This is a genomic window from Rhodoferax sp. (assembly GCF_028688795.1).
Taxonomy (GTDB): Bacteria; Pseudomonadota; Gammaproteobacteria; order Burkholderiales; family Burkholderiaceae_C; genus Rhodoferax.
Genome location: NZ_JAQTXM010000010.1, coordinates 48,040 through 73,137, shown reverse-complemented (window position 1 = coordinate 73,137; position 25,098 = coordinate 48,040). Strand labels below are relative to the sequence as shown.

The window sequence follows — 25,098 nt, the reverse complement described above, 5'->3', positions numbered from 1 at the left end:
GGACCACAACCATGCAAATCATTCTGCTCGACAAGGTGGTGAACCTTGGCAATCTCGGTGAAATCGTTCGTGTGAAAGACGGCTATGCCCGCAATTTCCTGATTCCTACTGGCCGCGCCCGTCGGGCCACAGAGTCCGCGAAGCAAGAGTTTGAAGTACGCCGCGCTGAACTCGAAAAAGCAGCTGCAGCTACTTTGGCCGCATGCCAAGCCATTGGTGAAAAGCTTGCAGGTAGCACTTTCAAGCTGACGCAAAAGGCTGGCGTTGATGGTCGTTTGTTTGGTTCCGTGACCAATGCAGACATCGCCGAAGAGTTGACCAAGTCAGGTTACAAGGTTGCCAAGGCTCAAGTTCGCATGCCAAACGGCCCGATCAAGGTAGTGAGCGACAGCACAGTCAGCATCGCGTTGCACACAGACGTGGTCGTTGACGTGACCGTGTCGGTTTACGGCGAAACAGCTTAAGTTTTAAGCTTGTTTTTGAAAAGCCGCTGGGGCGTGAGCCTTGGCGGCTTTTGCTTTTTTATTTTTGGGTCAGTGTCATTTGCACAGCTTATGCACATGTTGTCCCAGTGTTGTGCCCAGCTTTTCACTCGACACTTGCTTTAGCACGACATAGCATCAGGAGTCTGAAGGAAAAAAACCATGTCTGCTGTGCTTTCACCCCTGACCGACGATTTCGGTACCGACCGCCAAGTCGCCCAACTGCGTATCCCGCCACACTCGATTGAAGCGGAATCCAGCGTGCTTGGCGGCCTGTTGCTCGACAACGCTGCCTGGGATCGGGTCAGTGATGTGCTCACCGAGCAAGATTTTTACCGCTACGAGCACAGGGCGGTCTTCGCGGCCATGAGTGTGCTGATCAATGCGTCCAAGCCGGCCGACGTGATCACGGTGTATGAGCAGTTGCAGAGTTCTGGAAAAGCTGAAGAAATTGGTGGCTTGAGCTATCTGAATGCACTTGCGCAGTATGTGCCTAGTGCCGGCAATATTCGGCGTTACGCAGAGATCGTGCGGGATCGCTCGATTCTGCGCAAGCTGGTGTCCACCAGCGAAGAAATTTCAGCCAATGCATTCAATCCAAAAGGTCGGCCAGTGGCGTCGATTCTGGACGAGGCAGAGCAAAAGATTTTCAATATTGGTGAGGAGGGGGCTCGCACCAAACAGGGTTTCCAGACCATGGACAAACTGGTGGTCGATCTGCTCGATCGGGTCCAGGAGATGGCCGACAACCCCAATGATGTCACTGGGGTGCCAACTGGTTTTTACGACCTGGACCGCATGACGGCCGGTTTGCAGGGCGGAGACCTAGTGGTGTTGGCCGCTCGGCCTTCGATGGGGAAAACCGCCTTGGCCATCAACATTGCCGAGCATGTGGCCTTGAATGAAGGCCTGCCTGTGGCTGTGTTCTCCATGGAAATGGGTGCTGCCCAGTTGGCGGTGCGTATAGTTGGATCTATTGGGCGTATTGACCAAGGCCATTTGCGCACTGGCAAGTTAACGGATGACGAATGGCCACGGCTCTCTGAGGCTATTGAAAAGCTTCGCACCATTTCGTTGCACATTGATGAGAGTGCAGGGTTGACTTCCAGCGAACTGCGTGCCAATGCACGCCGGTTGTCGCGCCAGTGCGGTCAGTTGGGCCTGATTGTGGTCGACTATTTGCAGTTAATGAGTGGCTCGAACGGCAGCGATGGCGAAAACCGTGCCACCGAGCTAGGCGAAATTTCCCGGGGTTTGAAGATGCTCGCCAAGGAACTGAAATGCCCGGTGATTGCGCTGTCGCAGCTTAATCGAAGTGTCGAGCAGCGGCCAGACAAACGGCCCATGATGAGCGATTTGCGCGAGTCAGGCGCCATTGAGCAAGATGCCGACATCATCATGTTCATTTACCGTGACGAGTACTACACCAAGGACGCCTGCAAAGAACCGGGCGTGGCCGAGGTGATCATTGCCAAGCAACGTAACGGCCCCACCGGTGTGGTGAAGCTGACGTTCCTGAACAAGATCACCAAGTTTGAATCCATGGCCAGTAGTGCCAGTGGCGATTTTTAAAAAGCTCCCAGCCTCAACTATTCAAACGCTATTCGCTACTATTTAATGGCGTATTGACTGCTGGACTACCGGAAATTCAGAGGACTTCACTGGCAAAGTCGGCCAGCCGTGAGCGCTCACCGCGCGCCAGCGTGATGTGACCGCTGTGTGGCCAGCCCTTGAATTTGTCCACGGCGTAGGTCAAACCAGAAGAACCTTCGGTCAGGTAAGGTGTATCGATCTGGGCAATGTTGCCCATGCAAATGATCTTGGTGCCAGGTCCAGCCCGGGTGATGAGCGTTTTCATCTGTTTGGGGGTCAGATTCTGCGCTTCATCAATAATCACATACTTGTTCAAAAATGTGCGCCCGCGCATAAAGTTCATGCTCTTGATTTTGATGCGGCTTCTGATCAACTCATTGGTTGCGGCTCGCCCCCATTCGCCAGCAGATGTGTCGGTTTTGCCGAGCACTTCCAGGTTGTCGTCGAGCGCGCCCATCCAGGGACCCATTTTTTCTTCTTCAGTACCGGGTAAAAACCCGATGTCTTCACCCACGCTCACGGTGGCGCGGGTCACGATGATTTCTGTGTAGCGGCGCTCATCGAGCACCTGCGTCAAGCCCGCCGCCAATGCCATCAGGGTTTTTCCCGTGCCTGCTGTGCCGGTGAGGGTGACAAAGTCAATCTCAGGGTCCATCAACAGGTTCACGGCGAAGTTTTGTTCCCTGTTACGGGTGGTGATGCCCCACACGGCATTTTTCAGGTGCGTAAAGTCTCTCAGAGTTCTGAATACGGCTGTCTTTCCACGGATTTCGGTCACCTTGGCGTACAGGCTGGGTTCGCCGGGGGCTTCAAAGTAGACAAACTGGTTGATCAACAGTTGTGGTACGACCGGGCCGCTGACGCGGTAAAACGTGTGTGCGCCTTGTTGCCAACTTTCCACAGCGGCACCGTGTGTGCTCCAAAAATCAGGGGGTAGGGCGTAGGCGCCCGAGTACAACAGGTCACCATCTTCGAGGGTCTTGTCGTTTTGGTAGTCTTCGGCACTCAAGCCCAATGCCCTGGCCTTGACGCGCATGTTGATGTCTTTGGATACCAGGACCACGTCACGCGGCGCATGTTGCTTGCGTAGCGCCTCCACCACGCCGAGAATCTGGTTGTCTGCCTTGCCTTGTGGCAGGCTGGTTGGCAGGTCGTAGTCGAGCAACTGGGTTTGAAAGAACAAGCGGCCACGCGCTTCACGGTGACCGGTAACGCTAAGCAACAGACCCGAGCTGATGTCTGCGTTATGGCGCTCTACGAGTGCATCCAGGGATCGGCTGGTTTGACGGCCATTTCTGGCAACTTCGGTCATGCCTTTTTTGTGGGCATCCAACTCTTCGAGCACGATCATGGGCAAAAACACATCGTGCTCTTCAAACCGGAACAAGCAGCTTGGGTCATGCAGCAGCACGTTGGTGTCAAGCACAAACAGCTTTGCTGGGCCGCTAAGGCGTTTTGGTTTGACTTTTATCAGCTCAACGGCGGGGAGTGCTGCAGGTGTTGCGACGGGCGCTGAAGTGTTGGCGACTGTGCGGCGCCGGCTAGTTGTCTTGGTTGCCGGCGGTGTTGCCACTTCTGTTGTCCTAGCCGTCGGTGAGGCGACTTGCGGCAAAGCGGTTGCCACGGTCTCTATCAATTCAGGTTGCAGGGCTGCCTGTGGCCTGGCTTGGGGCGCTTTGGCCTTGGGCCGTGGCGGAACGTTGTAATCTTGCACAGACAGCAGGGCGGCACGTTTGTTTGGAGCGGTTGGCAAAGGCATGGATTGCTCTCAAGCGTTTAAAAAGTGGTGGTTCAAAAAGCAAAACAGCCGCCTTGTCACCAGGGCGGCTGTTTTGAAATTGGGGAAGCTGGACTTCGTCATGCAAATCATTATGCACGAGGCTTTGTGACAATGCAGCTTCACAACGCTTTGGGCTGATCGGGTCAGCCCACGGTCGGCAGGTCAGGCCAGAGCGGGCGCTTTTTTCAGCGCTTTGACAGCCTTCAGGACATCGTCAACGTGGCCGGGTACTTTGAGGCCGCGCCATTCTTCTTTCAGGGTGCCATCGGCACCGATCAGGAAAGTGCTGCGCTCGATCCCCTTGACTTTCTTGCCGTACATGATCTTATTTTTGACCACACCGAACATGTGGCACATTTTTTCTTCGGTGTCGGCAATCAACTCAAAAGGCAACTCTAGTTTGGATTTGAACTCGTCATGCGATTTCATGTTGTCACGAGATACGCCAAACACCTCGGCACCAGCTTTAACAAAATCTTTGTAGCGGTCGCGAAACTGCATGGCTTCAGTGGTACAACCGGGCGTATTGTCTTTGGGGTAAAAGTACAAAATAATCACTTGCCCCACGTGGGACGTGTTGGTGACGCGAATACCGTTTGTGGCATTGGATTCAAATTCGGGGAGGGGTTTATTGACAACAATCGCCATGTTTCTTCAATCTTGTGTGACAGGATACGTCGTTCTCTCAAGTCGGGGACACTATCCTCTTTATTCGCCCGTGCGCCCTCGACTACAAGCGCCATATTTTACTCTGATTTCCCAGATCGATCGATGCGGATTTGCGTCTGCAGCGGTGTCCCGCATTGGTGCATCAAAGCTTTATGACTCCAGCAGCAGCGCCACCGCGACGCTGCGGCCCTCATTGGCGAGCACGTTGTAGGTTCGGCAGGCGGCCTGGGTGTCCATGGTCTCGACGCCGATCTGGCGTTCTATCAGGGTGCGGATCAAGGCTGCAGGCGGGAAACGCAAGCGTGTCCCGCTGCCAAAAATCACGAGTTCAGTCTGCAAGGCGGCCAATTGTTCAAAATGTGCCAAGCTCAAGTCTTCAAAGCGCGTGCAATGCCAAGGAAAACGCTCGCCACGGGAAGTCAGCACGACACTACTTTCCAACTTTTCGTCTGCCACCTGGACCCAGCCAGGGCCATAGGCTTGGATGGATTGCATGTGGCTGACGTCAGGGTGAAATTTCATGGTGTTGGGGCTCGGGATTGGCAGTTGGTTAGCGTGTAATAGCAGCGGTAAAACTTGTGTTCAAATTATAGGTTTCGCTACCCAGCAGCCACGCCCGGAGGGACTTTGAAGACCATACGCAAATCAGCCAAACTGGCTAACGTCTGTTACGACATTCGCGGTCCCATCATGGACGCGGCGCGCCAGATGGAAGAAGACGGTCACAAGATCATCAAGCTAAACATTGGCAACCTGGCCGTGTTTGGCTTTGATTCGCCTGAAGAAATTCAGCAGGACATGATCCGCAACCTGCCCAATTCGGCGGGCTATTCAGACAGCAAAGGCATTTTTGCGGCGCGCAAGGCGGTCATGCACGAAACCCAGAAGCAGGGCATCAAAGGCGTGACGCTGGATGACATTTATCTGGGCAACGGTGCCAGCGAATTGATCGTCATGGCCACCAATGCGTTGCTGGACGATGGCGATGAAATCTTGCTGCCATCGCCTGACTACCCGCTGTGGACGGCTGCTGCGAGTCTGTCGGGCGGCACACCGGTGCATTACCTGTGTGACGAGGCCAATGGCTGGATGCCGGACTTGAGCGATTTACGCAGCAAGATAACGCCCCGTACCAAGGGCTTGGTGGTGATCAACCCCAACAACCCCACGGGTGCGCTTTACTCCGATGAGTTGTTGAAAGCGCTGGTGCAGATTGCGCGCGAGCACAACCTGGTGATTTTTGCTGACGAGGTCTATGACAAGGTGTTGTACGACGGTGCCAAACACACAGCCATTGGCTCATTGAGCGAAGACGTTTTGACGCTCACCTTCAATTCGCTCTCCAAAAGCTATCGCTCCTGCGGTTACCGGGCAGGCTGGTTGGTTGTCTCGGGCGACAAGAAACCTGCCAAAGACTATATCGAGGGCCTGAACATGCTCTCCAACATGCGCTTGTGCTCCAACGTGCCGGGTCAATACGCGATTCAGACCGCGCTTGGCGGCTACCAGAGCATCAATGACCTGGTGTGTGAAGGCGGTCGCCTGCGTCGCCAGCGTGACTTGGCCTATGAACTCATCACGGCCATTCCGGGGGTGAGTTGCGTCAAGCCCGTGGCGGCGCTGTACATGTTTCCCCGGCTTGACCCGCTGATGTACCCGATTGCAGACGATCAGCAATTTTTTCTTGAATTGCTGCAGGAAACCAAGGTGATGCTGGTGCAAGGCACCGGCTTCAATTGGGCCACACCGGACCATTTCCGCATTGTCTTTTTGCCGCATGAAGACGACTTGCGCGAAGCCATTGCCCGGGTTGCCAAGTTTCTGGAAAGCTATCGCAAGCGCCACAGCAACTAAATTACTATTATTTTTATAGCTATCTGCGCTTATTTAATAAGGGCTAGAGGCTCAATTTACTTATAAACACTATGAAACCTATTCAAGTTGGTCTGCTCGGCATTGGCGTTGTTGGCTCGGGCACATTCAATGTGCTGCGCCGTAACCAAGAAGAAATCAAGCGTCGCGCGGGTCGTGGCATTGAAATCACTATGGTGGCCGACCTGAATGTGGCGCGTGCCCAGGAGTTGGTCGGCCCAGGCGTGACCGTGGTTAACGACGCCCGTGCAATCATTGCCAACCCGGACATTGACATCGTCATCGAGTTGATCGGTGGTTATGGCGTCGCCAAAACGCTGGTTTTGGAAGCCATAGCTGCGGGTAAACATGTGGTCACCGCCAACAAGGCGTTGCTGGCTGTCCATGGCACCGAGATTTTTGCTGCCGCATCTGCCAAAGGCGTGATGGTGGCGTTTGAAGCGGCCGTGGCCGGTGGCATCCCGATCATCAAGGCGCTGCGCGAGGGCCTGACTGCCAACAGCATCCAGTGGATTGCCGGCATCATCAACGGCACCACCAACTTCATCCTGAGTGAAATGCGCGACAAGGGCCTTGACTTTGCCGTGGCGCTCAAAGAAGCTCAAGCATTGGGCTACGCCGAAGCTGACCCCACCTTTGACATTGAAGGTGTGGACGCTGCACACAAGGCCACCATCATGAGCGCAATTGCTTTTGGCATTCCGGTGCAGTTTGACAAAGCTTACGTCGAAGGCATCACCAAGCTCGGTGCGGCTGACATCAAATATGCTGAACAGTTGGGCTACCGCATCAAACTGCTGGGCATCACAAAGCGTGTGCCCGCGGGCATTGAGCTGCGTGTACACCCTTGCCTGATTCCAGCCAAGCGCTTGATCGCTAACGTAGAAGGTGCCATGAACGCCGTGGTGGTGCAGGGTGATGCCGTGGGCACCACCCTGTATTACGGCAAGGGCGCTGGTTCTGAGCCCACTGCCAGTGCGGTGATTGCCGACCTGGTCGACATCACCCGCCTGCACACCGCAGACGCCGCGCACCGCGTGCCACACCTGGCGTTCCAGCCCAATGCCATGAGCAATTTGCCGGTGTTACCGATGAGCGACGTCGTCACCAGCTATTACCTGCGACTGCGCGTGGCTGACGAGACCGGTGTGCTGGCCAAAGTGACCGGCATTCTGGCGGACGCAGGCATCAGCATTGACGCCGTGTTGCAGCGCGAAGCCGACGAAATTGGCCTAGACAGTGTCAGCCAACCCCAAGTGCCGCAAACCGATGTGATCATCCTGACGCACGACTGTGTGGAGTCCAAAATGAACGCCGCCATTGCTCAAATGCAAGCGCTGCCCAGCGTGCTGGAGCCCATCACCCGCATCCGCAAGGAAGAATTGGCCTGACATGAATTACATCTCCACTCGTGGCGACACCTCGCCCAAGCGTTTTTGTGACATCTTGCTTGAAGGTTTGGCGCCCGATGGCGGCCTGTACCTGCCGGCAAGTTACCCGCAGGTTGACGACGCCACGCTGAATCGCTGGCGTGATGTGTACCACCAGCAGGGCTACGCCGAACTGGCGTTTGAGGTGCTGTCGCTCTACATTGACGACATTCCTGCTGCTGACCTCAAAGCCCTGTGTGCCAAGACCTACACCGCCGAGGTGTTTGGCACCGGCGAGATCGTGCCGCTGCGCCACCTTGAGAATGGCATCTGGCTCGAAGCCTTGTCCAACGGCCCAACGCTGGCCTTCAAGGACATGGCGATGCAGTTGCTGGGCAACTTGTTTGAGTACGAACTGGCGCGCCGTGGCGAGGAACTCAACATTCTGGGCGCCACCAGCGGCGACACCGGCAGCGCCGCCGAATACGCCATGCGTGGCAAAAAGGGTGTGCGCGTCTTCATGACCAGCCCGCAAGGGCGCATGAGCCCGTTCCAGCAGGCGCAAATGTTCAGCCTGATGGATGACAACATCTTCAACATTGCTGTGGACGGCGTGTTTGACGACTGCCAGGACATGGTCAAGGCCGTCAGCAACGACCTGGAGTTCAAGCGTCAGTACAAAATTGGCACGGTGAACTCCATCAACTGGGCGCGCCTGTTGGCCCAGGTGGTGTATTACTTTGCTGGCTACTTTCAGGCAACCCAGAAAAACACCGAAAAGGTCAGCTTTACCGTGCCGAGTGGCAACTTTGGCAACGTCTGCGCCGGCCACGTGGCGCGCATGATGGGGCTGCCGATTGCCCGCTTGATCGTTGCCACCAATGAAAACGATGTGCTCGACGAGTTCTTCAAGACCGGCGTGTACCGTGTGCGGGCCAGTGCCGACACGCATGAAACCTCCAGCCCTTCAATGGACATCTCCAAAGCCAGCAATTTCGAGCGCTTTGTTTTTGATCTGCTCGGGCGCGATGGCGCGCGCATCAAGTCGCTCTTTGGCGATGCGCTGAACCGCGTTGGATTTTTTGACCTGGAAGCACACCCAGCTTTCAGCCAAGCTGCAGGTCGCTACGGGTTTGAGAGTGGCAAAAGCAGCCATGCCGACCGCTTGGCCACCATCAAGGACACGTTTGAGCGCCACGGCATGATGATCGACACCCACACCGCCGACGGCGTGAAGGTGGCGCGAGAACACCTGCAGGTGGGCGTGCCGATGATCGTGCTGGAAACCGCGCTGCCCATCAAATTTGCCGAAACCATTGTGGAGGCAACCGGCCAACAGCCGGACCGTCCAGCCAGATTCATCGGCATTGAGGCGTTGCCAAAACGAGTGGTGAGCATGGCCGCCGATGTGCAGGCGATCAAAGCCTTCATTGTTAAAAACTGTGCCTGACACCGCCATGGCGCGTTAAATCCATACAGATTATTCGGCTGGTGTAGGTGTTGAATATTTTGGCTTAATTGACTTATAGCCCAATGGATATGTTCACTAGTAGCTATTAAAAAGAGAGTAAATGACAATGAAGGTGGTTGGATTCGCCGGGTTTTCCGGTTCGGGCAAGACCACGCTGGTCGAGCGGCTGATACCTGCGCTCAAACTCAAGGGCCTGCGCGTCTCGGTGGTGAAACACGCGCACCACAAGTTTGACATTGACCACCCCGGCAAAGACACCTACCGTCACCGTGAGGCGGGCGCGTTCGAGGTGGTGGTGGCCTCTGACACCCGGTTTGCGCTGATGCGTGAGTTTGAGGTGGCCAACCGACCCACCGTGCACCATCTGCTGGCTGAGTTGTACGAGGGGGTGGACTGGGTTCTGGTGGAGGGCTTCAAAGACTCTGATTTGCTAAAAATTGAAGTCTGGCGTGCCTCATCAAGCAAGCCTGCGCGTTACATGGATGACGACTTCATCACGGCCATTGCCAGCGATTCACCGGGCCAGTTGCCCACGCCTACCGGCCTGCCCGTGCTTGACCTGAACGACCCCGACTCGGTGGCTGAATGGCTGCTTTCGCAAGGCGAGCGCTTTGATTACAACGCTGAAAACTACCAATGACCACCACTCGCCCAGCTCAAAAGCCCCTGAGATCACTTGATGAGGCGCTGGCCCAATTGCTGGGCTACGCCACTGAGCTGCACGGTGTCGAGCAGGTGTCCACATTTGATGCTGACGGCCGGGTGCTGGCGCAAGATCTGGTGTCTGCCCTGCAGGTGCCGCCGCAGGACAACAGTTCCATGGATGGCTACGCGGTGCGCGGTGCTGACCTAGCCGACTCCAGCCAATCGCTGCCTGTGTCACAGCGCATTGCGGCAGGCAGTTCAGGCGAGGCGTTGGCGTCCATGTCCGTGGCACGCATCTTTACCGGTGCGCCAATTCCCCAGGGTGCCGATGCCGTGGTGATGCAGGAAGACTGCGACGTGCAGCCTGATGGCAGTGTTCGGGTTCAGATCGTTCCCCAATTGGGCCAGTGGATTCGCCGCGCTGGGGAAGATGTCACGCGCGGTGCCGTAGTGCTTACAAAAGGTGAGCGCCTGACGCCCGCTTCACTTGGGCTGGCGGCCAGTATTGGTGCGAGTCAGCTGGCGGTGGTGCGCCGGCCAAAAGTAGCGCTGTTTTCAACCGGTGACGAACTGGTGATGCCGGGCGAGGTGCCGCCTGAGCACATGAAGCCGGGAGCCATTTACAACTCGAACCGCTTTTTCCTGAAAGCCTTGCTGGTTCGTTTGGGCTGCGAGGTGAGTGACTTGGGCATCGTTCCAGACCAGCGCGCTGCCACCATTGACGCCCTGCGCGGCGCGGCTGAGCACCATGACCTGATTTTGACCAGCGGTGGCGTCTCCGTGGGTGAAGAAGACCACATCAAGCCCGCCGTGCAAAGCCTGGGCCATCTGGATCTGTGGCAAATTGCCATCAAACCGGGCAAGCCGTTTGCCTATGGCCAGATCGCTCAGGGAGCAGCATCAGCATCAGCGTCTGGTCCGGCTTGTGCGCCGTTGGCGGGCGGTGACAGCGCCGCCGGTGCACACTTCATTGGGCTGCCCGGTAACCCGGTGTCGAGCTTTGTCACATTCCTGCTGCTGGTGCGGCCGTTTTTACTCAAGCTGCAAGGCGTACTTGATGTTGCTCCAAATTCAGTAACTGTTCGCGCTGACTTTACTTGGTCTAGAGCCGATAAACGTCGTGAATTTTTACGCGTCAGGCGCAACGTGGCGGGTGGCCTGGAGCTGTTTACCAACCAGAGTTCTGGCGTGCTGACCTCGGTCGTGTGGGGTGATGGCCTGGTCGACAACCCACCCGGCTGCACCATTGCGCCCGGTGACGTGGTGCGCTTCATTCCTTTTTCGGAGCTGCTGGCATGAAAGTTACGGTGAAATATTTCGCCTCCATTCGCGAAGCCATCGGCACAGGCAGCGAGTTGCGTGACACGGATGCGAACACCTTGGGTGAGCTGCGTGATGAACTCATCGCCTTGGGTGGTGACCACGCAGATGCCTTGGCGCGTGGCAAATCGGTGCGCGTGGCACTCAATCAAACCCTCAGCGATGAAGCCACGGTTTTATCAGAGGGCGCTGAAGTGGCGTTTTTTCCGCCGGTGACTGGTGGTTGAATCCGTATGCGATTTATAGCTGCTTACGCAATATAGATAAGGGCTAGAGGGCTAATTCATGCAAAAAATACTGGGCGTATCGATTCAAACGGCTGACTTTGATGTGACCGAAGAACTTGCCACCTTGCGCGCGCAGGACGCGCGGGTAGGGGCTGTGTGCAGCTTCATTGGTACCGTCAGAGACCATACCGCGGGCGAGCCTGGTCGCATCAGCAGCATGGAACTGGAGCATTACCCAGGCATGACCGAAAAGTCGATTGAGGCCATGATCGACGCGGCACACGCCAAGTTTGACATTTTTGGCGTCCGCGTCATCCACCGGGTTGGGCTGTTGCAGCCGCTGGACCAAATTGTGCTGGTCGCCGTGACCTCGGCGCATCGGGGCGAAAGTTTCCAGGCTTGCGAATTCTTGATGGACTACCTCAAGACCCAGGCGCCGTTCTGGAAGAAAGAGCAAACCCCAGAGGGCGCGCGCTGGGTCGATGCCCGGGTCAGTGACGATGCGGCGCTGGCCAAGTGGGGCATCGTCGCCAGCAACGGCTGATCAATTGATGATGGCCCGGCAGACGCTTCAAGCTGCTGACAGTCCCCTCAACTACCTTTCCAACTTTCGCAAAGAACCCACTCATGAGCGACACCCATCCCGTCACCAGACAAGTTCTGATTGAAGACACCAAGCTGTTGATTGCTGACGCCCAGGACCTCCTGCAGTTGATTGCCGACAAGACCAGCGAAAACGTGACCGACTTGCGTTTTCGTCTGGAAGACAAAATTGCAAAATACAAGAAAGACCTGGCCAAGTTGCAAGCTGCATCCATCAAAAGAGTCAAGGACGCGGGTCAAGCCACCGACGACTATGTCCACCATGAACCGTGGAAGGCCGTCGGCATCGCAGCTGGCGTTGCCTTTGTGGCAGGCCTGCTTATTTGTCGTCGTGGAAGGGACTGACAGACAAGAGTGTGGGTCGACAAACCGGCGTTTTGCCAGCTAGTGTGCTCACAGTTCAAGCTAGCCCATCAAAAGGATCAAGTCATGACCTTCGCCGACACGCTCAAAGAACTCCCTGCCGTGACCCATTTGGCTGCATTGCAACTGCTCAACAAAGCAGGTACGGTGGTGGCCGTCATCGAGAACAAACTCGGCACGACCGGCTCCCTGACGGTCTACGCGGCCTTGACTGCCAGGTATGGCAGCATCAACGTGACGGCGGCTCAGACAGGCTTGGCACTATTTGCCGAGCACACCACCGATGCCCGCGCCCACCCTGGCAGCCACCCCAATATCGACCGCTTGCTGGACGTCATCGCATCGGGCCAGAGTTTTTCCGTCAAGCTGATCAACGCCTGAAGCCTTGATAGGCCCAAGGTTTGTAAGCCTTATTTTTCGGCTGCCATGACACCAGCGCTTGAAAAGCGCGCCGAAGGCCCTCATGTAATGAACAGTTCAAAAATCTTTTGGAGTGTGTCATGCGTGCCGATAAATTCACCACCAAATTTCAAGAAGCCCTGGGCGATGCCCAGTCCCTGGCGCTGGGGCAGGACCACGCCTACATTGAGCCAGCCCACATGCTGGTGGCCATGCTCAAGCAGGAAGATGGACCCAAAGCGCTGTTGCAACGCGCTGGTGTCAATGTGCCGGGTTTGTTGGCTGCAGCCGAGGCTGCTGTAAAAAGGCTGCCGCAAGTCATCGGCCAAGAGCAGGTGCAAGTGGGGCGCGACATGGTGTCGTTGCTGCAAGCGTCTGAGAAGGAAGCCATCAAACGCGGTGACAAGTTTGTGGCGGCTGAGTTGTTTTTGCTCGCGCTGTCCGACAGCAAGTTGGAAATCGGCAATCTCGCTCGCGCCAACGGACTGACCCGCAAGAGCATGGAATCCGCCATCGATGCGGTGCGTGGCGGCCAGAACGTGGACAGCGCGGATGCCGAAGACCAGCGTGAATCGCTCAAAAAATACTGCATTGACCTGACCGAACGCGCCCGCATGGGCAAACTTGACCCCGTGATTGGCCGTGACGACGAAATCCGCCGTGCCATTCAGGTGCTGCAGCGCCGCACCAAAAACAACCCTGTGTTGATTGGCGAGCCCGGTGTTGGCAAGACCGCCATTGTGGAAGGCTTAGCCCAGCGCATTGTGGCGGGCGAAGTGCCCGAGTCGCTCAAAGGCAAACGGGTGCTTTCGCTCGATATGGCCTCGCTTTTGGCGGGTGCCAAGTTCCGCGGCGAGTTTGAAGAGCGGCTGAAAAACGTGCTTAAAGACTTGGCCAAAGACGAGGGTCAGACCATTGTGTTCATTGACGAACTCCATACGATGGTCGGCGCTGGCAAAGCTGAAGGCGCCATGGATGCGGGCAACATGCTGAAACCCGCTTTGGCGCGGGGCGAGTTGCACTGTGTGGGTGCGACCACGCTGGATGAATACCGTAAGTACATTGAAAAGGATGCGGCCCTTGAGCGCCGCTTCCAGAAGATTCTGGTGGGTGAACCTACTGTGGAGGCCACCATTGCGATCTTGCGCGGCCTGAAAGAACGATACGAAAAACACCACAATGTGGACATCACCGATCCGGCCATCGTTGCCGCCGCCGAGTTGAGCCACCGCTACATCACCGATCGTTTTCTGCCGGACAAGGCAATTGACTTGATCGACGAGGCCGCCAGCAAGGTCAAGATCGAGATGGACTCCAAGCCCGAAGTCATGGACAAGCTAGACCGCCGGAAAATTCAATTGCTCATCGAGCGTGAAGCGGTGAAAAAGGAAAAGGACGAGGCTTCGCGCAAGCGTCTGGAACTGATCAACGACGAAATCACCTCGCTAGAAAAAGAGATCGCCAATTTTGATGAAATCTGGAAAGCCGAAAAAGCCAGTGCCCAAGGCAGTGGTGACCTGCGTGAGCAAATAGACAAGCTTAAGTTCCAGATCGAGGAATTCACCCGCAAGGGCGACTTCAACAAGGTGGCCGAGTTGCAATACGGCAAGCTGCCTGATTTGGAAAAACGTTTGAAAGAAGCCCAGGACAAGGAAACCAACCGTACCGAGGGTGCCGCACCGCGCCTGCTGCGCACTCAGGTGGGTGCTGAGGAAATTGCCGAGGTGGTGAGCCGTGCCACTGGCATTCCGGTGAGCAAAATGATGCAGGGCGAGCGCGACAAGTTGTTGCAAATGGAAGCCAAACTGCACCAGCGTGTGGTGGGTCAGGATGAAGCCATTGGCGCGGTGGCCAACGCTATTCGCCGTTCACGTTCCGGCCTGTCCGACCCGGACCGTCCGACTGGCTCCTTCCTGTTCCTTGGCCCTACGGGCGTCGGCAAAACAGAGCTGTGCAAGGCGCTGGCAGGGTTCTTGTTTGATTCCGAGGACCACTTGGTGCGCATCGACATGAGCGAGTTCATGGAAAAGCACAGCGTGGCGCGTTTGATTGGTGCGCCTCCGGGTTATGTCGGCTATGAAGAAGGCGGCTACCTGACGGAAGCCGTGCGCCGCAAGCCTTACAGCGTGTTGCTGCTTGATGAGGTGGAAAAAGCCCACCCTGACGTGTTCAACGTGCTGTTGCAAGTGCTGGACGACGGCCGCCTGACCGACGGGCAGGGCCGGACCGTGGATTTTAAAAACACGGTGATTGTGATGACCAGCAACATCGGCTCGCAGATGATTCAGAACATGGTTGGCCAGCCCTATGAAGACGTGAAAGACGCGGTGACCGACGAGCTTAAAAACCATTTTCGCCCCGAGTTTTTGAACCGCATTGACGAAACTGTGGTGTTCCACAGCTTGGACGCCAGCCACATTGCCGACATTGCCAAGATTCAGCTGGCAGTGTTGACGGCGCGACTAGCGCACATGGACCTGACGCTGGAGGTCACCGACGCTGCTGTGGCCGAGTTGGCCAAGGTGGGGTTTGACCCGGTGTTTGGGGCTCGGCCGTTGAAGCGTGCCATTCAGCAGCGGCTGGAAAACCCGCTCTCAAAACTGTTGCTGGAAGGCAAGTTTCCGCCCAAATCGATCATCCATGTCGGTGTAGATCCGATCAAGGCGCCGGGGCAGTTCAGCTTTAATTGAGAGTCTTTTAGGCATCTAGGCCATATGGAATAAGCGTGAGAAGCTTCTTACTTGATAGCAATCTGATGTGTGAACCAGCCACCGGGCCGCTTTGGCAGCTCGGTGGCTTCCCTTCACAAATGCTCTAGCCTGTGATATTTGGCTCGACCAGATTGGCCAGTTGCAAGAGCGACTCTTGCCAGCCGAGGTAACACATTTCCAGCGGAATGGGTTCTGGGATGCCTTCTTGCACAATCGACAGCTCTGACCCACATGACACGGGTTTAATGGAAATCGTCACCTGCATCTCGCCTGGCAGGTTGGGGTCGTCAAATTTGTCGCTGTAGCGCAGGCGCTCTCCGGGCACGAGTTCAAGGTATTCGCCACCGAAGGCGTGCGCCTGTCCAGTGGAAAAGTTTTCAAATGTCATCCGGAAAGTGCCGCCCACCCTTGCGTCCATGTGGTGCACTTTGCAGGTGAATCCGTAGGGTGCAATCCATTTCGACATGGCGTCCGGGTGCAAGAAGGCTCTGTAAATTTTTTCTGATGTGGCACGCAGCACTCTGTGAAGGCGCACTGTTCCTGTGGTCATGGTCTGTTCTCCTGAAGTGAGGGGGACAAGCTTACAAACTTTAAGGCGTTGTGGCGACGTCTGTTTGGCCGGGGTATCTTGATGGCCTGGGCTTTGCGCATTTTCAGGATTTTTTGGAGCAAGCCTATTCGCGCCGGTGCGCGGCAGTTCCCCGACAATCAGCGCATGTCGAGCACCACTTTTCATCCCTCCGTCGCCCCTGTGCCCCTCAAGCAGGATGCCAGCATCATTGCTTTGGTGGGCCTGGCCCATGCCGCATCACACTTTGGGCATTTGCTGCTGCCGCCGCTGTTTCCCGTGTTCATGGTGGAATTCGGCTTGAGCTTTTCGCAACTGGGTGCGTTGATGAGCGTATTTTTTGTGGTGTCCGGGCTGGGGCAGGCCTCGGCTGGGTTTGTGGTGGACAAGATTGGTGCACGACCCATGTTGTTTGGGGCGTTGAGCCTGTTTGCGTTGGCGGCGCTGCTGGCATCAACCATCACCAGTTACAGCGGGCTGGTGATGGTGGCGGCGCTGGCGGGTCTGGCTAACGCCACGTTTCACCCGGTGGACTTCACGATTTTGAACCAGCGGGTGTCGCCGGCACGGCTGGGCCACGCCTTCAGCGCCCATGGGCTCACTGGCAACTTGGGCTGGGCGGCGGCACCGGTGTTTTTTGTTGGCATCACGGCCATGAGCAGTTGGCGTACGGCTTATCTGGCGGCAGCGGTGGTTTTCGTGCTGGTGTTGGCACTGCTGGTAGTGAACCGCGACAAGCTCAGCACACAGGTTGCCGTTCAGCACCCCGACACCCCGGCTGAGCACAGCATGGCGTTCATGAAGCTGCCGGTGGTGTGGTGGTGTTTTGCGTTTTTTTTGCTCTCGACCATGACGCTGGCGGTGGTGCAAAGTTTCTCGGTGTCGATTTTGAAAGCCATGCACGGTATCTCTTTTGAGTCGGCCACTCTGACCCTCACGGCTTACATGTTGTGTGGCGCAGTTGGCGTGTTTGTGGGGGGCTTTGTGGCCTCCAGCGCACGCCACAGCGACCGTGTGGTGGCGCTGTCGATGGCGGCTGCAGCTGTTTTGCTGGCACTGTGCGGTACCGGAATTTTTGGGGCCACACTGACCATGGTGGTGCTGGCGGCAACCGGGTTTGCGGTGGGCGTTGGCGGGCCGTCGCGCGACATGATGATCAAGAAAGCCACACCCAAAGGGGCTACCGGGCGGGTCTATGGGTTGGTGTATTCGGGGCTTGACACCGGTTTTGCCATCTCACCGCTGGTGTTTGGTGCGTTCATGGATCGCGGCTGGTACAGCGCCACGCTTATTGGCGCTGGAGCGGTTCTGCTGCTGAGTGTGGTGGCGGCGCTGGGGGTCGGCCAGCGCACTCTCAAACCCGTTGTCAAGACAGCCAAATTGGCTTGACCTTGCACTTTGCTGGCGGCATCACCTCGCTAGCAGTTCAACGCAAAAAAGCCAGCGAATGCTGACTTTTTTGAAGCGCATGAATGCGGGGCGAGCCCGCATGCGTCTGCTTATTTGGCGATGTCCACGCCGTAGAACACGTGGGTGCCAAAGGGGCTGATTTTGAAGTCAGTCACTTCTTTGCGCACCGGTTTCAGCGCCACGGCGTGGGCAATGGTGAACCACGGCGCTTGCTGTTTGAAGATCACCTGGGCTTGTTCATAGAGCTTGGTGCGCTCAGCCTGGTTGGAGGTCACCTTGGCTTTCTGGATCAGGTCTTCAAACGGCTGGTAGCAAAACTTGGCCACGTTGGATCCATTGGTCTTGGATGATGCGCAACCCAGCAAGGTGTTCAGGAAGTTGTCAGGGTCACCGTTGTCACCGGTCCAGCCCAGCATACCCATTTGGTGCTCACCGGCTTGCATGCGCTTGCGGTATTCGCCCCATTCAAAACTCTTGATCTCGGCCTTGATACCGACTTTGGCCAAGTCGGCCTGCATCAGTTCGGCAATGCGTTTGGCGTTGGGGTTGTAAGGGCGCTGCACCGGCATGGCCCACAGGTCCGTGGTGAAGCCGTCTTTCAGGCCAGCAGCGGCCAGCAGTTTCTTGGCCTCTTCAGGGTTGAAAGCGTCGTCCTTGATGCTTTTGTTGTATGACCACATGGTGGGTGGAATCGGGTTGGTGGCGGGAATGCCCGTTCCCAAGTAAACCGCGTCCACGATCGCTTTTTTGTTGATGGCCATGTTCACGGCCTTGCGCACACGCACGTCGTCGAATGGCTTCTTGGTGGTGTTGTAGGCCAGGTAACCCACGTTCAGACCGGGTTGCTCCAGCACTGTGACCTTGGCATCCTTGCGCATGGCAGGGACGTCAGCTGGGTTGGGGTAGGGCATGACATGGCACTCACCCTTTTGCAGCTTGGCCCAGCGCACTGAAGCATCGGGGGTGATGGCAAACACCAGGTCGTCAATCTTGGCCTTGCCAGCCCAGTATTGTGGGAAGGCTTTGTAGCGGATCAGGGCATCTTTTTGGTATTGCACCAAAGTGAATGGCCCAGTGCCCAATGGCTCCTGGTCAATTTTTTCAGGTGTGCCAGCTTTCAGCATGGCAATGGCGTATTCCTTGGATTGCACTCCGTTGTGGGGCATGGCCATGTTGGCCAGGAAAGGCGCTTCTGGTGCGTTCAGTGTGATCTTGACGGTGTATTCATCGACCTTGTCCACCGACTTGAGCAGTTTAGGCATGGCCATGTCGTCAAAGTACGAGTGGTTAGAGCTGGTGACCTTGAAGTATGGGTCTTCTTTTTTCCACTGGCGCTCGATCGAAAAGATGAAATCGTCGGCATTGAAGTCGCGGGTGGGGGTGAAGTTTTTGTTGCTGTGAAACTTCACGCCTTTGCGCAGGTGAAAGGTGTATTCCTTGCCGTCTTTGGAGATGTCCCAGCTGGAGGCTAGCGCAGGCAACACCTTTGTACCGCCGCGCTCGAACTGCACCGGAGTATCGTAAATTTGCACGCCTGCATCAAATGACGTGCCGGTGGTATTGATGCCAGGGTAGAAGTTTTCCGGGCTGCCTTCGGAGCAGTACACCAGCGTTTTTGCACCCGCTTGGCTCATGGCCAGCAGTGCCGGCAATGCCAGTGCACACATGGCAGTTCGCTTCAGGGTGAACGCGCGCTTTGATTTCAGAAAAGTCATCTTATCGACTCCTTACAGGTTAATGCTGCGCTGCAGCGGGAGGACTGACAAAAACTGTCCCAGCGTCGTTGCACCGCCTTGTCGTACAAAGCGTACTGCCTTCGGCGGTGTGCCTAGCTGGGACCATTTTTTGTAAGTCCAAAGACATCAAATTAAACAAATTGTTCAGCCAAATGGCAAGCAACTTGCCTGCCAGCCAGCGTGCGCAATAGCGGGCGCTCGCTGGTGCATTGGGCTGTGACGTGTGGGCAGCGGGTTGAAAACACGCAGCCGCTGGGCGGGTTCAGGGGCGAGGGGAGTTCGCCGGTGAGCACGATGCGCTTTTTGGCAGCACCAGTGCCCACAATGCCAGGTGTCGAGGCCAGCAGCGCTTGGGTGTAGGGGTGCAGGGGCTGCGCAAAAATGGTTTTTTTCTCGCCTTGCTCCACCGCGTGGCCTAGGTACATCACCAGCACATCATGGGCGATGTGGCGTACCACACCCAGGTCATGCGAGATAAACAGGTAAGCCAGCCCCAGCTCTTGCTGCAGGTCTGCCAGCAGATTGAGCACCTGGGCTTGAACGGACACATCCAGCGCCGACACCGGCTCGTCGGCCACGATCAGGGCCGGTTTGAGCATCAGGGCACGGGCAATCGCAATACGCTGGCGCTGGCCGCCTGAAAACATGTGCGGGTAGCGGTCGTAGTGTTCTGGGCGCAAGCCCACCAGGGCCAGCATCGCGCGGGCCTGGGTGGCGCGCTGCTCGGCATTCAAGTTGGTGTTGATCTCCAGCGGAGACGCCAAAATGGCACCGATTTTCTTGCGTGGGTTGAGCGAACCAAACGGGTTCTGAAACACCAGTTGCACCGTGCGCCGCAAAGCGTGACGCTCTTGCGTGCTGGCTTTGACCACATCCACACCTGCCAGGGACAACTCGCCTGAGCTAGGCACCTCAATCAGCGACACCATGCGCGCGAGGGTCGATTTGCCACAGCCGGATTCGCCCACCACTGCCAGTGTTTTGCCTGGCTGCACGCTGAATGACACACCGCTGACCGCCTGCAGATGGTCCGCCGGGTGCAGAAAGCCCCGGCTGATTTTGTAGACCTGTTTCAGGTCACGCGCCACCACCACGGGTTCAGTGATGGGTGCTTGGTTTGAATTGCTTGGGCTCATAAAGCGGCTCCTTGAAACGGGGCAGCCAGGCCAGGTGTTTCAGGCGTATCCGTCAGAGGGAGCAGTGGGTAGTGGCAGCGCACCATGCCGCTTTGCCACTCGCGCAAGGCCGGGCGGTCTGCCCGGCAGTGGTTGTTGGCGTAAGTGCAGCGCGGTGCAAAAAGGCAGCCACTGGGGCGGTCATACAGGCCGGGCACCATGCCAGGAATGGTGGCCAGGCGGCTGGCGCCTTCGCTCCGCTCGGGCATGGCGGCCATCAGGGCTTCGGTGTAGGGGTGTTGCGGCGCATCAAAAATGTCATGGGCGCTGCGCTCTTCCATGATCTGCCCGGCGTACATCACGGCCACGCGCTGCGCCATCTCGCTCACCACGCCCATGTTGTGGGTGATCAGCACCAACGCCATGTCAAGGTCTTTTTGCAGGGTGCGCAGCAGGTCGAGGATTTGCGCCTGAATCGTCACGTCGAGTGCGGTGGTGGGCTCGTCGGCAATCAACAGTTTGGGCTTGCAGGAAATGGCCATGGCAATCATCACGCGCTGGTTCATGCCACCTGACATCTGGTGTGGAAACACGTTCAGGCGGCTCTCTGGGGCGGGAATGCCCACTTGCTCCAGCAGTTCAATCGAGCGCTTGCGGGCTGCCTTGCTGTCCATCCCCAAGTGCAGCTTGAGCGCTTCAGCCAGCTGAAATCCGACGGTAAAGCAGGGGTTCAGGCTGGTGGTGGGGTCCTGAAAAATCATGGCCACGTCTTTGCCAATGAGCTTGTTGCGCGCGCTGCCAGAGAGCCTGAGCAGGTCATGCCCGTCGAAGCGCAATTTGTCAGCCGTGACCACACCCGGGAAGGACACCAATCCCATCAGCGCCATCATGGTGACGCTTTTTCCCGAGCCGGATTCGCCCACAATACCCAGCACCTCACCGGCGTCAAGCGACAAGCTGACGCCGTCTACCGCGTGCATCACGGCAGTCTTGGACGGAAATTGAACTGAGAGGTTTTCTATTTCAAGCAGAGCCATAAAAATACTTTTTTAGCGTTTGAGCTTGGGGTCAAACGCGTCGCGCAGGCCATCACCCAGCAGGTTAAAAGCCAGCACCGTGATCAAAATAGCCAAACCGGGGAAGGTCACCACCCACCAAGCACGCAAAACAAATTCGCGCGCATCTGCCAGCATGGTTCCCCATTCTGGTGAGGGCGGCTGCGCACCCAGGCCCAGAAAGCCCAGGGCGGCGGCATCCAGAATGGCCGCCGAAATACCCAGCGAGGCCTGCACAATGAGTGGGGCGGCGCAATTGGGCAGAACCTCGTTGAACATCAGGCGCAGATGGCCGGCGCCGTTCATGCGCGCAGCGGTAACGTAGTCGCGGCTCATTTCGGTGATGACCGCCGCGCGTGTGATGCGCACGTAATGCGGCAGCACCACCACCGCCACGGCCAGCATGGCGTTCATCAACCCCGGGCCCAGAATGGCCACAATGACAATGGCCAGCAGCAGGCTGGGCAGGGTCAGGATGATGTCCATCAGGCGCATCACGGCTACTTCAAAAATGCCGCGGAAATAACCAGCAGTCAGGCCCAACACGGTGCCCAAGACCACGGAAAGTGCCACCACCGCCAGGCCGATCGCCAAGGACAGGCGCGCACCGTGAATCAGGCGCGACAAAATATCGCGGCCAATCGCGTCGGTGCCCAGCCAGTGCGCGCTGGAGCCGCCCGCCTGCCACGCCGGGGGCGTCAGGAACACGCTGGGGTTGGTGTCGTTGGGCGCGTAGGGGGCAATCCAGGGCGCCAAGGCTGCCATCAGCAACACCAGCAGCACAATGATCAGGCCAGCTACTGCGCCTTTATTGGTTGAAAAATAATCCCAGAACTCGCGCAGGGGATGTTGGTGTTCGCTGGATGCAGATGATTCGGCAAGGGTCGCCATGTGTTGAGCCTTTAATGCCGGATGCGTGGGTTGATGATGCCGTAGGTCACGTCAACCAACAGATTGACGATCATGACCATGCCGCCCAGCAGCAACATGCCGCCTTGCAAGACCGGATAGTCGCGCCGGCCAATGGCCTCGATCATCCATTTGCCAACGCCCGGCCATGAAAAAATGGTTTCGGTCAGGATGGCCCCGGTGAACAGCACACCGACCTGCAGGCCAATGACTGTGATCACCGGAATGAGCGCGTTGCGCAGCGCGTGCAATGCCACCACGCGAAAATTCGACAAGCCCTTGGCACGCGCGGTACGAATGTAGTCTTCGCCCAGAACTTCGAGCATGGCCGAACGTGTCATGCGGGCAATGACGGCCAGCGGGTTGGTGCCCAGCACGATGGTGGGCAAAATCAGGTGTGTGACGGTTGACCAAAAGGCGTCCTTGTCACCGGCAAGCCAAGTGTCAATCAGCAGAAAACCGGTGACAGGTTCAATGAAGTATTGCACCGAAATGCGACCTGATACCGGTGTTAAATCCAGTTGCACCGAGAACAGCAAAATCAGCAGCAAACCCCACCAGAAAATAGGCATGGAATAGCCGGTGAGCGACACGCCCATCACGCCGTGGTCCAGGATGGTGTTGCGCTTGACTGCGGCCAGAATGCCAGCCGGTATGCCAATGATCAGTGCGAAAAGAATGGCGCACAAGGCCAGTTCAATGGTGGCCGGAAACAGCGCCATGAATTCATTGAGCACTGGCTCATGGGTAATGATGGATTTGCCCAGGTCGCCTTGCAGTACGCGGCCAATGTAGATGCCGTATTGCACCATCACCGGGCGGTCCAGGCCATAGGCCTTGAGCAACTCTGCGTGGCGTGTGGCATCAATGCCTCGTTCACCGGCCAGGGTTTCGATGGGGTCGCCCGGCACCATGCGAATCAGGAAGAAAGCCACCAGGGTCATGCCGATGAAGGTCGGAATGATGAGGCTAAAACGGGTTAGCAGGAAACGCAGCATTTGTAAGGAGTTGTTTTGTGCAGTGCGTGGAATGATGCCACAAACAAAAAGGCCGACAAGTGTCGGCCTTTCAGACGGGAGCTTGGAAGAAATTACTTCAGGTGTTTGCCGATCAGGCCAGCCATTTCAAACATGCTGACTTGCAGCTTGCCAAACACTTCTTTCAGTTTGGCATCGGCATTGATCAGGCGCTTGTTGACGCTGTCTTGCAGTTTGTGCTTCTTGATGTAGACCCACAATTGCTTGACCACTTCAGTGCGCGGCAGGGGGCCCACACCGACCACGGCAGCCAAGGCTGCGCTGGGTGTCAAGGCTTTCATGAAAGCGGCGTTTGCTGTGCGTTTGACAGCCGGTGCTTTTTTTGCAGCAACTTTTTTAGCTGGTGCAGCAGCTTTGGCTGGAGCGGCTTTCTTGGCCGGCGCAGCCGCTTTCACAGCGACCTTCTTTGCGGGGGCAGCAGCTTTCACTGGTGCGGCCTTTTTGGCCGGTGCCGCTGTCGTGACAGGAGCCACTTTCTTCGCTGGCGCTTTTTTCGCAGTTGCCATAATGAATTGTCCTTTTCAAGTTTAGTGAATCGCCAGCTCACACTCTAGGCTGGTTGGAGCGAATGCTACTGGAGAAATAGCGCGTTTCCAAGGGGGCAGACGCTAATTTCACTGGGGAAGGGCTTGTTTTTTGCGCCTTGGTGAGAGCTTTTACAATTTTCTGATGAATATGAACAACAAAGGATGATTTTCATGACCTCTAGCTTTGCCACTTGTGACTTGTGTGATGCCCATAAAAATGACTCGCCTGAGCTATTTCGGGTGTTGCCCCCTGTGTTCAAGGACTATGGTGCACGCCAGGCTTTCTGTGGACCGGTGGTCACGGTGAAGTGCTTTGAAGACAACTCGCTGGTCAAGGCGGCGGTAGATTCGTGCGGTTATGACGAGACGCCTGCCGGGCGGGTCGCCAAGGTCTTGGTGGTTGACGGCGCGGGCTCATTGCGCCGGGCGCTTTTGGGCGGTAACCTGGGTGCCGCTGCCGCAAGAAATGGCTGGGCCGGCGTGGTGATTGACGGTTGCGTGCGCGATGTTGGCGAACTGGCTGTACTGGACGTCGGCATTCGTGCCCTGGCCAGTATGCCCTTGCCCACTGAAAAGCAGAACCAGGGTTTGAAAGACTTGGCAGTGCAAATTCAGGGCGTCTGGGTCAATCCAGGCGAGTGGTTGTACGCCGATGCGGATGGCATGGTGGTGAGCGCTAAGCGCCTGGGCTAAGGCTTTTTTGGCCGGGCAGGGTGGCCAGCAGCACACCGGCCAGGCACAGGCCAAACGCCAGCACCTGCATGGTGTTGAGGGTTTCACCCAATACACCTACACCCACGGCAGCGGCTGAAATTGGCAGCATCACCGTGAACACCCCGGCGCGGGCAGCTGGCACGGCCTTCAGACCCGTCATCCAAAGCCAGACTGTCCACACGCTGGCGGCCAGCGCATAAAACACCAGCAGCAGCCAGATGCCTGGTGTGACCGTGCCAAAGTCAAACGACCACGCCGCATAAAGCCCAAATGGCGTCATCAAGGCCAAGCCCCACAAATTGATCAGGGCGGTGATGCGCTTGGGTGACAAACTACCGGTGAGCTTCTTGCCAATGACGGCATAAGACGCCTCACACACCACCGCGCCAAACACCAGCAAATTGCCAAGCCAGCCATATTTATAAGATAAATCAGCCTCTATCCCTTTATCCGTATGCGTAGATAGCTCTTGTTTTGATAGCGAAAAAAGCGCAATGCCAAGCACCGCGAGACCAATGGCAG

25 protein-coding genes are annotated in these 25,098 nt (G+C 56.8%); 14 read left to right on the top strand and 11 right to left on the bottom strand.

The features are described from left to right. Positions 1-11 precede the first annotated feature (11 nt). Both rplI and dnaB read left to right on the top strand, forming a co-directional pair. Entirely contained in the window at positions 12-464 is a 453-nt protein-coding gene (gene rplI, locus PHQ58_RS09415) for a 50S ribosomal protein L9 (protein WP_300110294.1), read from the top strand. A 180-nt stretch (positions 465-644) separates the two neighbouring features. Beyond that, a complete protein-coding gene (dnaB, locus tag PHQ58_RS09410; RefSeq protein WP_300110291.1) occupies positions 645-2,054 on the top strand; it encodes a replicative DNA helicase in 1,410 nt (469 codons plus the stop codon). A 76-nt stretch (positions 2,055-2,130) separates the two neighbouring features. Here the strand turns inward: dnaB and PHQ58_RS09405 are convergent, their stop codons facing one another. The 3 genes from PHQ58_RS09405 to PHQ58_RS09395 all read right to left on the bottom strand — a co-directional run bounded on the left by PHQ58_RS09405 (position 2,131) and on the right by PHQ58_RS09395 (position 5,046). Then, complete coding sequence (locus PHQ58_RS09405; protein WP_300110288.1) at positions 2,131-3,834, bottom strand: PhoH family protein; 1,704 nt, start codon at positions 3,832-3,834, stop codon at positions 2,131-2,133. A 183-nt stretch (positions 3,835-4,017) separates the two neighbouring features. Continuing rightward, the gene (locus tag PHQ58_RS09400; RefSeq protein WP_300110285.1) at positions 4,018-4,503 is read right to left on the bottom strand and encodes a peroxiredoxin; all 486 of its coding nucleotides are present in this window, start codon (positions 4,501-4,503) and stop codon (positions 4,018-4,020) included. 171 nt (positions 4,504-4,674) lie between these two features. Continuing rightward, positions 4,675-5,046 (bottom strand): Mth938-like domain-containing protein, encoded by a 372-nt coding sequence (locus PHQ58_RS09395; RefSeq protein WP_300110282.1) that lies wholly within the window; start codon positions 5,044-5,046, stop codon positions 4,675-4,677. A gap of 105 nt (positions 5,047-5,151) precedes the next feature. Between PHQ58_RS09395 and PHQ58_RS09390 the strand changes: the two genes are divergently transcribed. The 10 genes from PHQ58_RS09390 (at position 5,152) to clpB (ending at position 15,484) form a co-directional block, all read left to right on the top strand. Next, positions 5,152-6,378, top strand: a complete 1,227-nt coding sequence (locus tag PHQ58_RS09390; RefSeq protein WP_300110280.1) for a pyridoxal phosphate-dependent aminotransferase — start codon at positions 5,152-5,154, stop codon at positions 6,376-6,378. A gap of 71 nt (positions 6,379-6,449) precedes the next feature. Next, the gene (locus PHQ58_RS09385; protein WP_300110277.1) at positions 6,450-7,787 is read left to right on the top strand and encodes a homoserine dehydrogenase; all 1,338 of its coding nucleotides are present in this window, start codon (positions 6,450-6,452) and stop codon (positions 7,785-7,787) included. A 1-nt stretch (position 7,788) separates the two neighbouring features. Further along, positions 7,789-9,216: a threonine synthase gene (gene thrC, locus PHQ58_RS09380; protein WP_300110274.1), complete on the top strand. Its 1,428-nt coding sequence runs from the start codon at positions 7,789-7,791 to the stop codon at positions 9,214-9,216. Between the two features lie 127 nt (positions 9,217-9,343). Beyond that, the gene (gene mobB, locus PHQ58_RS09375) at positions 9,344-9,877 is read left to right on the top strand and encodes a molybdopterin-guanine dinucleotide biosynthesis protein B (protein WP_300110507.1); all 534 of its coding nucleotides are present in this window, start codon (positions 9,344-9,346) and stop codon (positions 9,875-9,877) included. After that, positions 9,874-11,181 carry a gephyrin-like molybdotransferase Glp gene (gene glp, locus PHQ58_RS09370; protein ID WP_300110271.1) on the top strand — a complete coding sequence of 436 codons (1,308 nt, stop codon included), beginning with the start codon at positions 9,874-9,876 and terminating at the stop codon, positions 11,179-11,181. The genes mobB and glp overlap by 4 nt, the downstream gene beginning before the upstream one ends. Next, positions 11,178-11,429 carry a molybdopterin converting factor subunit 1 gene (moaD, locus tag PHQ58_RS09365; RefSeq protein ID WP_300110269.1) on the top strand — a complete coding sequence of 84 codons (252 nt, stop codon included), beginning with the start codon at positions 11,178-11,180 and terminating at the stop codon, positions 11,427-11,429. Before glp ends, moaD begins: the two co-directional genes overlap by 4 nt. Before the next feature lie 58 nt (positions 11,430-11,487). Beyond that, complete coding sequence (locus tag PHQ58_RS09360; protein ID WP_300110266.1) at positions 11,488-11,973, top strand: molybdenum cofactor biosynthesis protein MoaE; 486 nt, start codon at positions 11,488-11,490, stop codon at positions 11,971-11,973. Positions 11,974-12,056: 83 nt separating this feature from the next. Further along, complete coding sequence (locus PHQ58_RS09355) at positions 12,057-12,377, top strand: DUF883 domain-containing protein (protein WP_300110263.1); 321 nt, start codon at positions 12,057-12,059, stop codon at positions 12,375-12,377. Between the two features lie 84 nt (positions 12,378-12,461). Further along, positions 12,462-12,776 carry a DUF2322 family protein gene (locus PHQ58_RS09350; protein WP_300110260.1) on the top strand — a complete coding sequence of 105 codons (315 nt, stop codon included), beginning with the start codon at positions 12,462-12,464 and terminating at the stop codon, positions 12,774-12,776. Positions 12,777-12,895: 119 nt separating this feature from the next. Continuing rightward, positions 12,896-15,484 (top strand): ATP-dependent chaperone ClpB, encoded by a 2,589-nt coding sequence (gene clpB, locus PHQ58_RS09345; RefSeq protein WP_300110257.1) that lies wholly within the window; start codon positions 12,896-12,898, stop codon positions 15,482-15,484. A 124-nt stretch (positions 15,485-15,608) separates the two neighbouring features. Here the strand turns inward: clpB and PHQ58_RS09340 are convergent, their stop codons facing one another. After that, the gene (locus tag PHQ58_RS09340) at positions 15,609-16,055 is read right to left on the bottom strand and encodes an SRPBCC family protein (protein WP_300110254.1); all 447 of its coding nucleotides are present in this window, start codon (positions 16,053-16,055) and stop codon (positions 15,609-15,611) included. 165 nt (positions 16,056-16,220) lie between these two features. Between PHQ58_RS09340 and PHQ58_RS09335 the strand changes: the two genes are divergently transcribed. Then, a complete protein-coding gene (locus tag PHQ58_RS09335) occupies positions 16,221-17,462 on the top strand; it encodes an MFS transporter (protein ID WP_300110504.1) in 1,242 nt (413 codons plus the stop codon). 110 nt (positions 17,463-17,572) lie between these two features. Here the strand turns inward: PHQ58_RS09335 and PHQ58_RS09330 are convergent, their stop codons facing one another. The 6 genes from PHQ58_RS09330 to PHQ58_RS09305 form a co-directional block, all read right to left on the bottom strand. Further along, a complete protein-coding gene (locus tag PHQ58_RS09330) occupies positions 17,573-19,198 on the bottom strand; it encodes an ABC transporter substrate-binding protein (protein WP_300110251.1) in 1,626 nt (541 codons plus the stop codon). Between the two features lie 152 nt (positions 19,199-19,350). After that, positions 19,351-20,355 carry a peptide ABC transporter ATP-binding protein gene (locus PHQ58_RS09325; RefSeq protein ID WP_300110248.1) on the bottom strand — a complete coding sequence of 335 codons (1,005 nt, stop codon included), beginning with the start codon at positions 20,353-20,355 and terminating at the stop codon, positions 19,351-19,353. Then, positions 20,352-21,371 (bottom strand): ABC transporter ATP-binding protein, encoded by a 1,020-nt coding sequence (locus PHQ58_RS09320; protein ID WP_300110245.1) that lies wholly within the window; start codon positions 21,369-21,371, stop codon positions 20,352-20,354. The genes PHQ58_RS09325 and PHQ58_RS09320 overlap by 4 nt, the downstream gene beginning before the upstream one ends. A gap of 12 nt (positions 21,372-21,383) precedes the next feature. Next, positions 21,384-22,280: an ABC transporter permease subunit gene (locus PHQ58_RS09315; protein ID WP_300110242.1), complete on the bottom strand. Its 897-nt coding sequence runs from the start codon at positions 22,278-22,280 to the stop codon at positions 21,384-21,386. Between the two features lie 11 nt (positions 22,281-22,291). Continuing rightward, a complete protein-coding gene (locus tag PHQ58_RS09310; protein ID WP_300110239.1) occupies positions 22,292-23,296 on the bottom strand; it encodes an ABC transporter permease subunit in 1,005 nt (334 codons plus the stop codon). A gap of 92 nt (positions 23,297-23,388) precedes the next feature. Beyond that, positions 23,389-23,841 carry an SWIB/MDM2 domain-containing protein gene (locus tag PHQ58_RS09305; RefSeq protein WP_300110236.1) on the bottom strand — a complete coding sequence of 151 codons (453 nt, stop codon included), beginning with the start codon at positions 23,839-23,841 and terminating at the stop codon, positions 23,389-23,391. A gap of 192 nt (positions 23,842-24,033) precedes the next feature. Between PHQ58_RS09305 and rraA the strand changes: the two genes are divergently transcribed. Next, a complete protein-coding gene (gene rraA, locus PHQ58_RS09300; RefSeq protein WP_300110233.1) occupies positions 24,034-24,555 on the top strand; it encodes a ribonuclease E activity regulator RraA in 522 nt (173 codons plus the stop codon). Here the strand turns inward: rraA and PHQ58_RS09295 are convergent. Beyond that, positions 24,539-25,098 (bottom strand): DMT family transporter (locus PHQ58_RS09295; RefSeq protein WP_300110230.1); only part of this gene is annotated, 560 nt, incomplete at its 5' end. The genes rraA and PHQ58_RS09295 overlap by 17 nt on opposite strands.

Excerpts from the sequence above, each read along its gene's own strand:
- PHQ58_RS09350 (WP_300110260.1), top strand. The coding sequence starts at position 12,462 with ATGACCTTCGCCGACACGCTCAAAGAACTCCCTGCCGTGACCCATTTG.
- PHQ58_RS09305 (WP_300110236.1), bottom strand. The coding sequence starts at position 23,841 with ATGGCAACTGCGAAAAAAGCGCCAGCGAAGAAAGTGGCTCCTGTCACG.
- glp (WP_300110271.1), top strand. The coding sequence starts at position 9,874 with ATGACCACCACTCGCCCAGCTCAAAAGCCCCTGAGATCACTTGATGAG.
- PHQ58_RS09330 (WP_300110251.1), bottom strand. The coding sequence starts at position 19,198 with ATGACTTTTCTGAAATCAAAGCGCGCGTTCACCCTGAAGCGAACTGCC.
- rraA (WP_300110233.1), top strand. The coding sequence starts at position 24,034 with ATGACCTCTAGCTTTGCCACTTGTGACTTGTGTGATGCCCATAAAAAT.
- PHQ58_RS09320 (WP_300110245.1), bottom strand. The coding sequence starts at position 21,371 with ATGGCTCTGCTTGAAATAGAAAACCTCTCAGTTCAATTTCCGTCCAAG.
- PHQ58_RS09310 (WP_300110239.1), bottom strand. The coding sequence starts at position 23,296 with ATGCTGCGTTTCCTGCTAACCCGTTTTAGCCTCATCATTCCGACCTTC.
- PHQ58_RS09360 (WP_300110266.1), top strand. The coding sequence starts at position 11,488 with ATGCAAAAAATACTGGGCGTATCGATTCAAACGGCTGACTTTGATGTG.
- thrC (WP_300110274.1), top strand. The coding sequence starts at position 7,789 with ATGAATTACATCTCCACTCGTGGCGACACCTCGCCCAAGCGTTTTTGT.
- rplI (WP_300110294.1), top strand. The coding sequence starts at position 12 with ATGCAAATCATTCTGCTCGACAAGGTGGTGAACCTTGGCAATCTCGGT.
- PHQ58_RS09385 (WP_300110277.1), top strand. The coding sequence starts at position 6,450 with ATGAAACCTATTCAAGTTGGTCTGCTCGGCATTGGCGTTGTTGGCTCG.
- PHQ58_RS09400 (WP_300110285.1), bottom strand. The coding sequence starts at position 4,503 with ATGGCGATTGTTGTCAATAAACCCCTCCCCGAATTTGAATCCAATGCC.
- clpB (WP_300110257.1), top strand. The coding sequence starts at position 12,896 with ATGCGTGCCGATAAATTCACCACCAAATTTCAAGAAGCCCTGGGCGAT.
- moaD (WP_300110269.1), top strand. The coding sequence starts at position 11,178 with ATGAAAGTTACGGTGAAATATTTCGCCTCCATTCGCGAAGCCATCGGC.
- PHQ58_RS09355 (WP_300110263.1), top strand. The coding sequence starts at position 12,057 with ATGAGCGACACCCATCCCGTCACCAGACAAGTTCTGATTGAAGACACC.
- dnaB (WP_300110291.1), top strand. The coding sequence starts at position 645 with ATGTCTGCTGTGCTTTCACCCCTGACCGACGATTTCGGTACCGACCGC.
- PHQ58_RS09405 (WP_300110288.1), bottom strand. The coding sequence starts at position 3,834 with ATGCCTTTGCCAACCGCTCCAAACAAACGTGCCGCCCTGCTGTCTGTG.
- PHQ58_RS09340 (WP_300110254.1), bottom strand. The coding sequence starts at position 16,055 with ATGACCACAGGAACAGTGCGCCTTCACAGAGTGCTGCGTGCCACATCA.
- PHQ58_RS09335 (WP_300110504.1), top strand. The coding sequence starts at position 16,221 with ATGTCGAGCACCACTTTTCATCCCTCCGTCGCCCCTGTGCCCCTCAAG.
- PHQ58_RS09325 (WP_300110248.1), bottom strand. The coding sequence starts at position 20,355 with ATGAGCCCAAGCAATTCAAACCAAGCACCCATCACTGAACCCGTGGTG.
- PHQ58_RS09315 (WP_300110242.1), bottom strand. The coding sequence starts at position 22,280 with ATGGCGACCCTTGCCGAATCATCTGCATCCAGCGAACACCAACATCCC.
- mobB (WP_300110507.1), top strand. The coding sequence starts at position 9,344 with ATGAAGGTGGTTGGATTCGCCGGGTTTTCCGGTTCGGGCAAGACCACG.
- PHQ58_RS09395 (WP_300110282.1), bottom strand. The coding sequence starts at position 5,046 with ATGAAATTTCACCCTGACGTCAGCCACATGCAATCCATCCAAGCCTAT.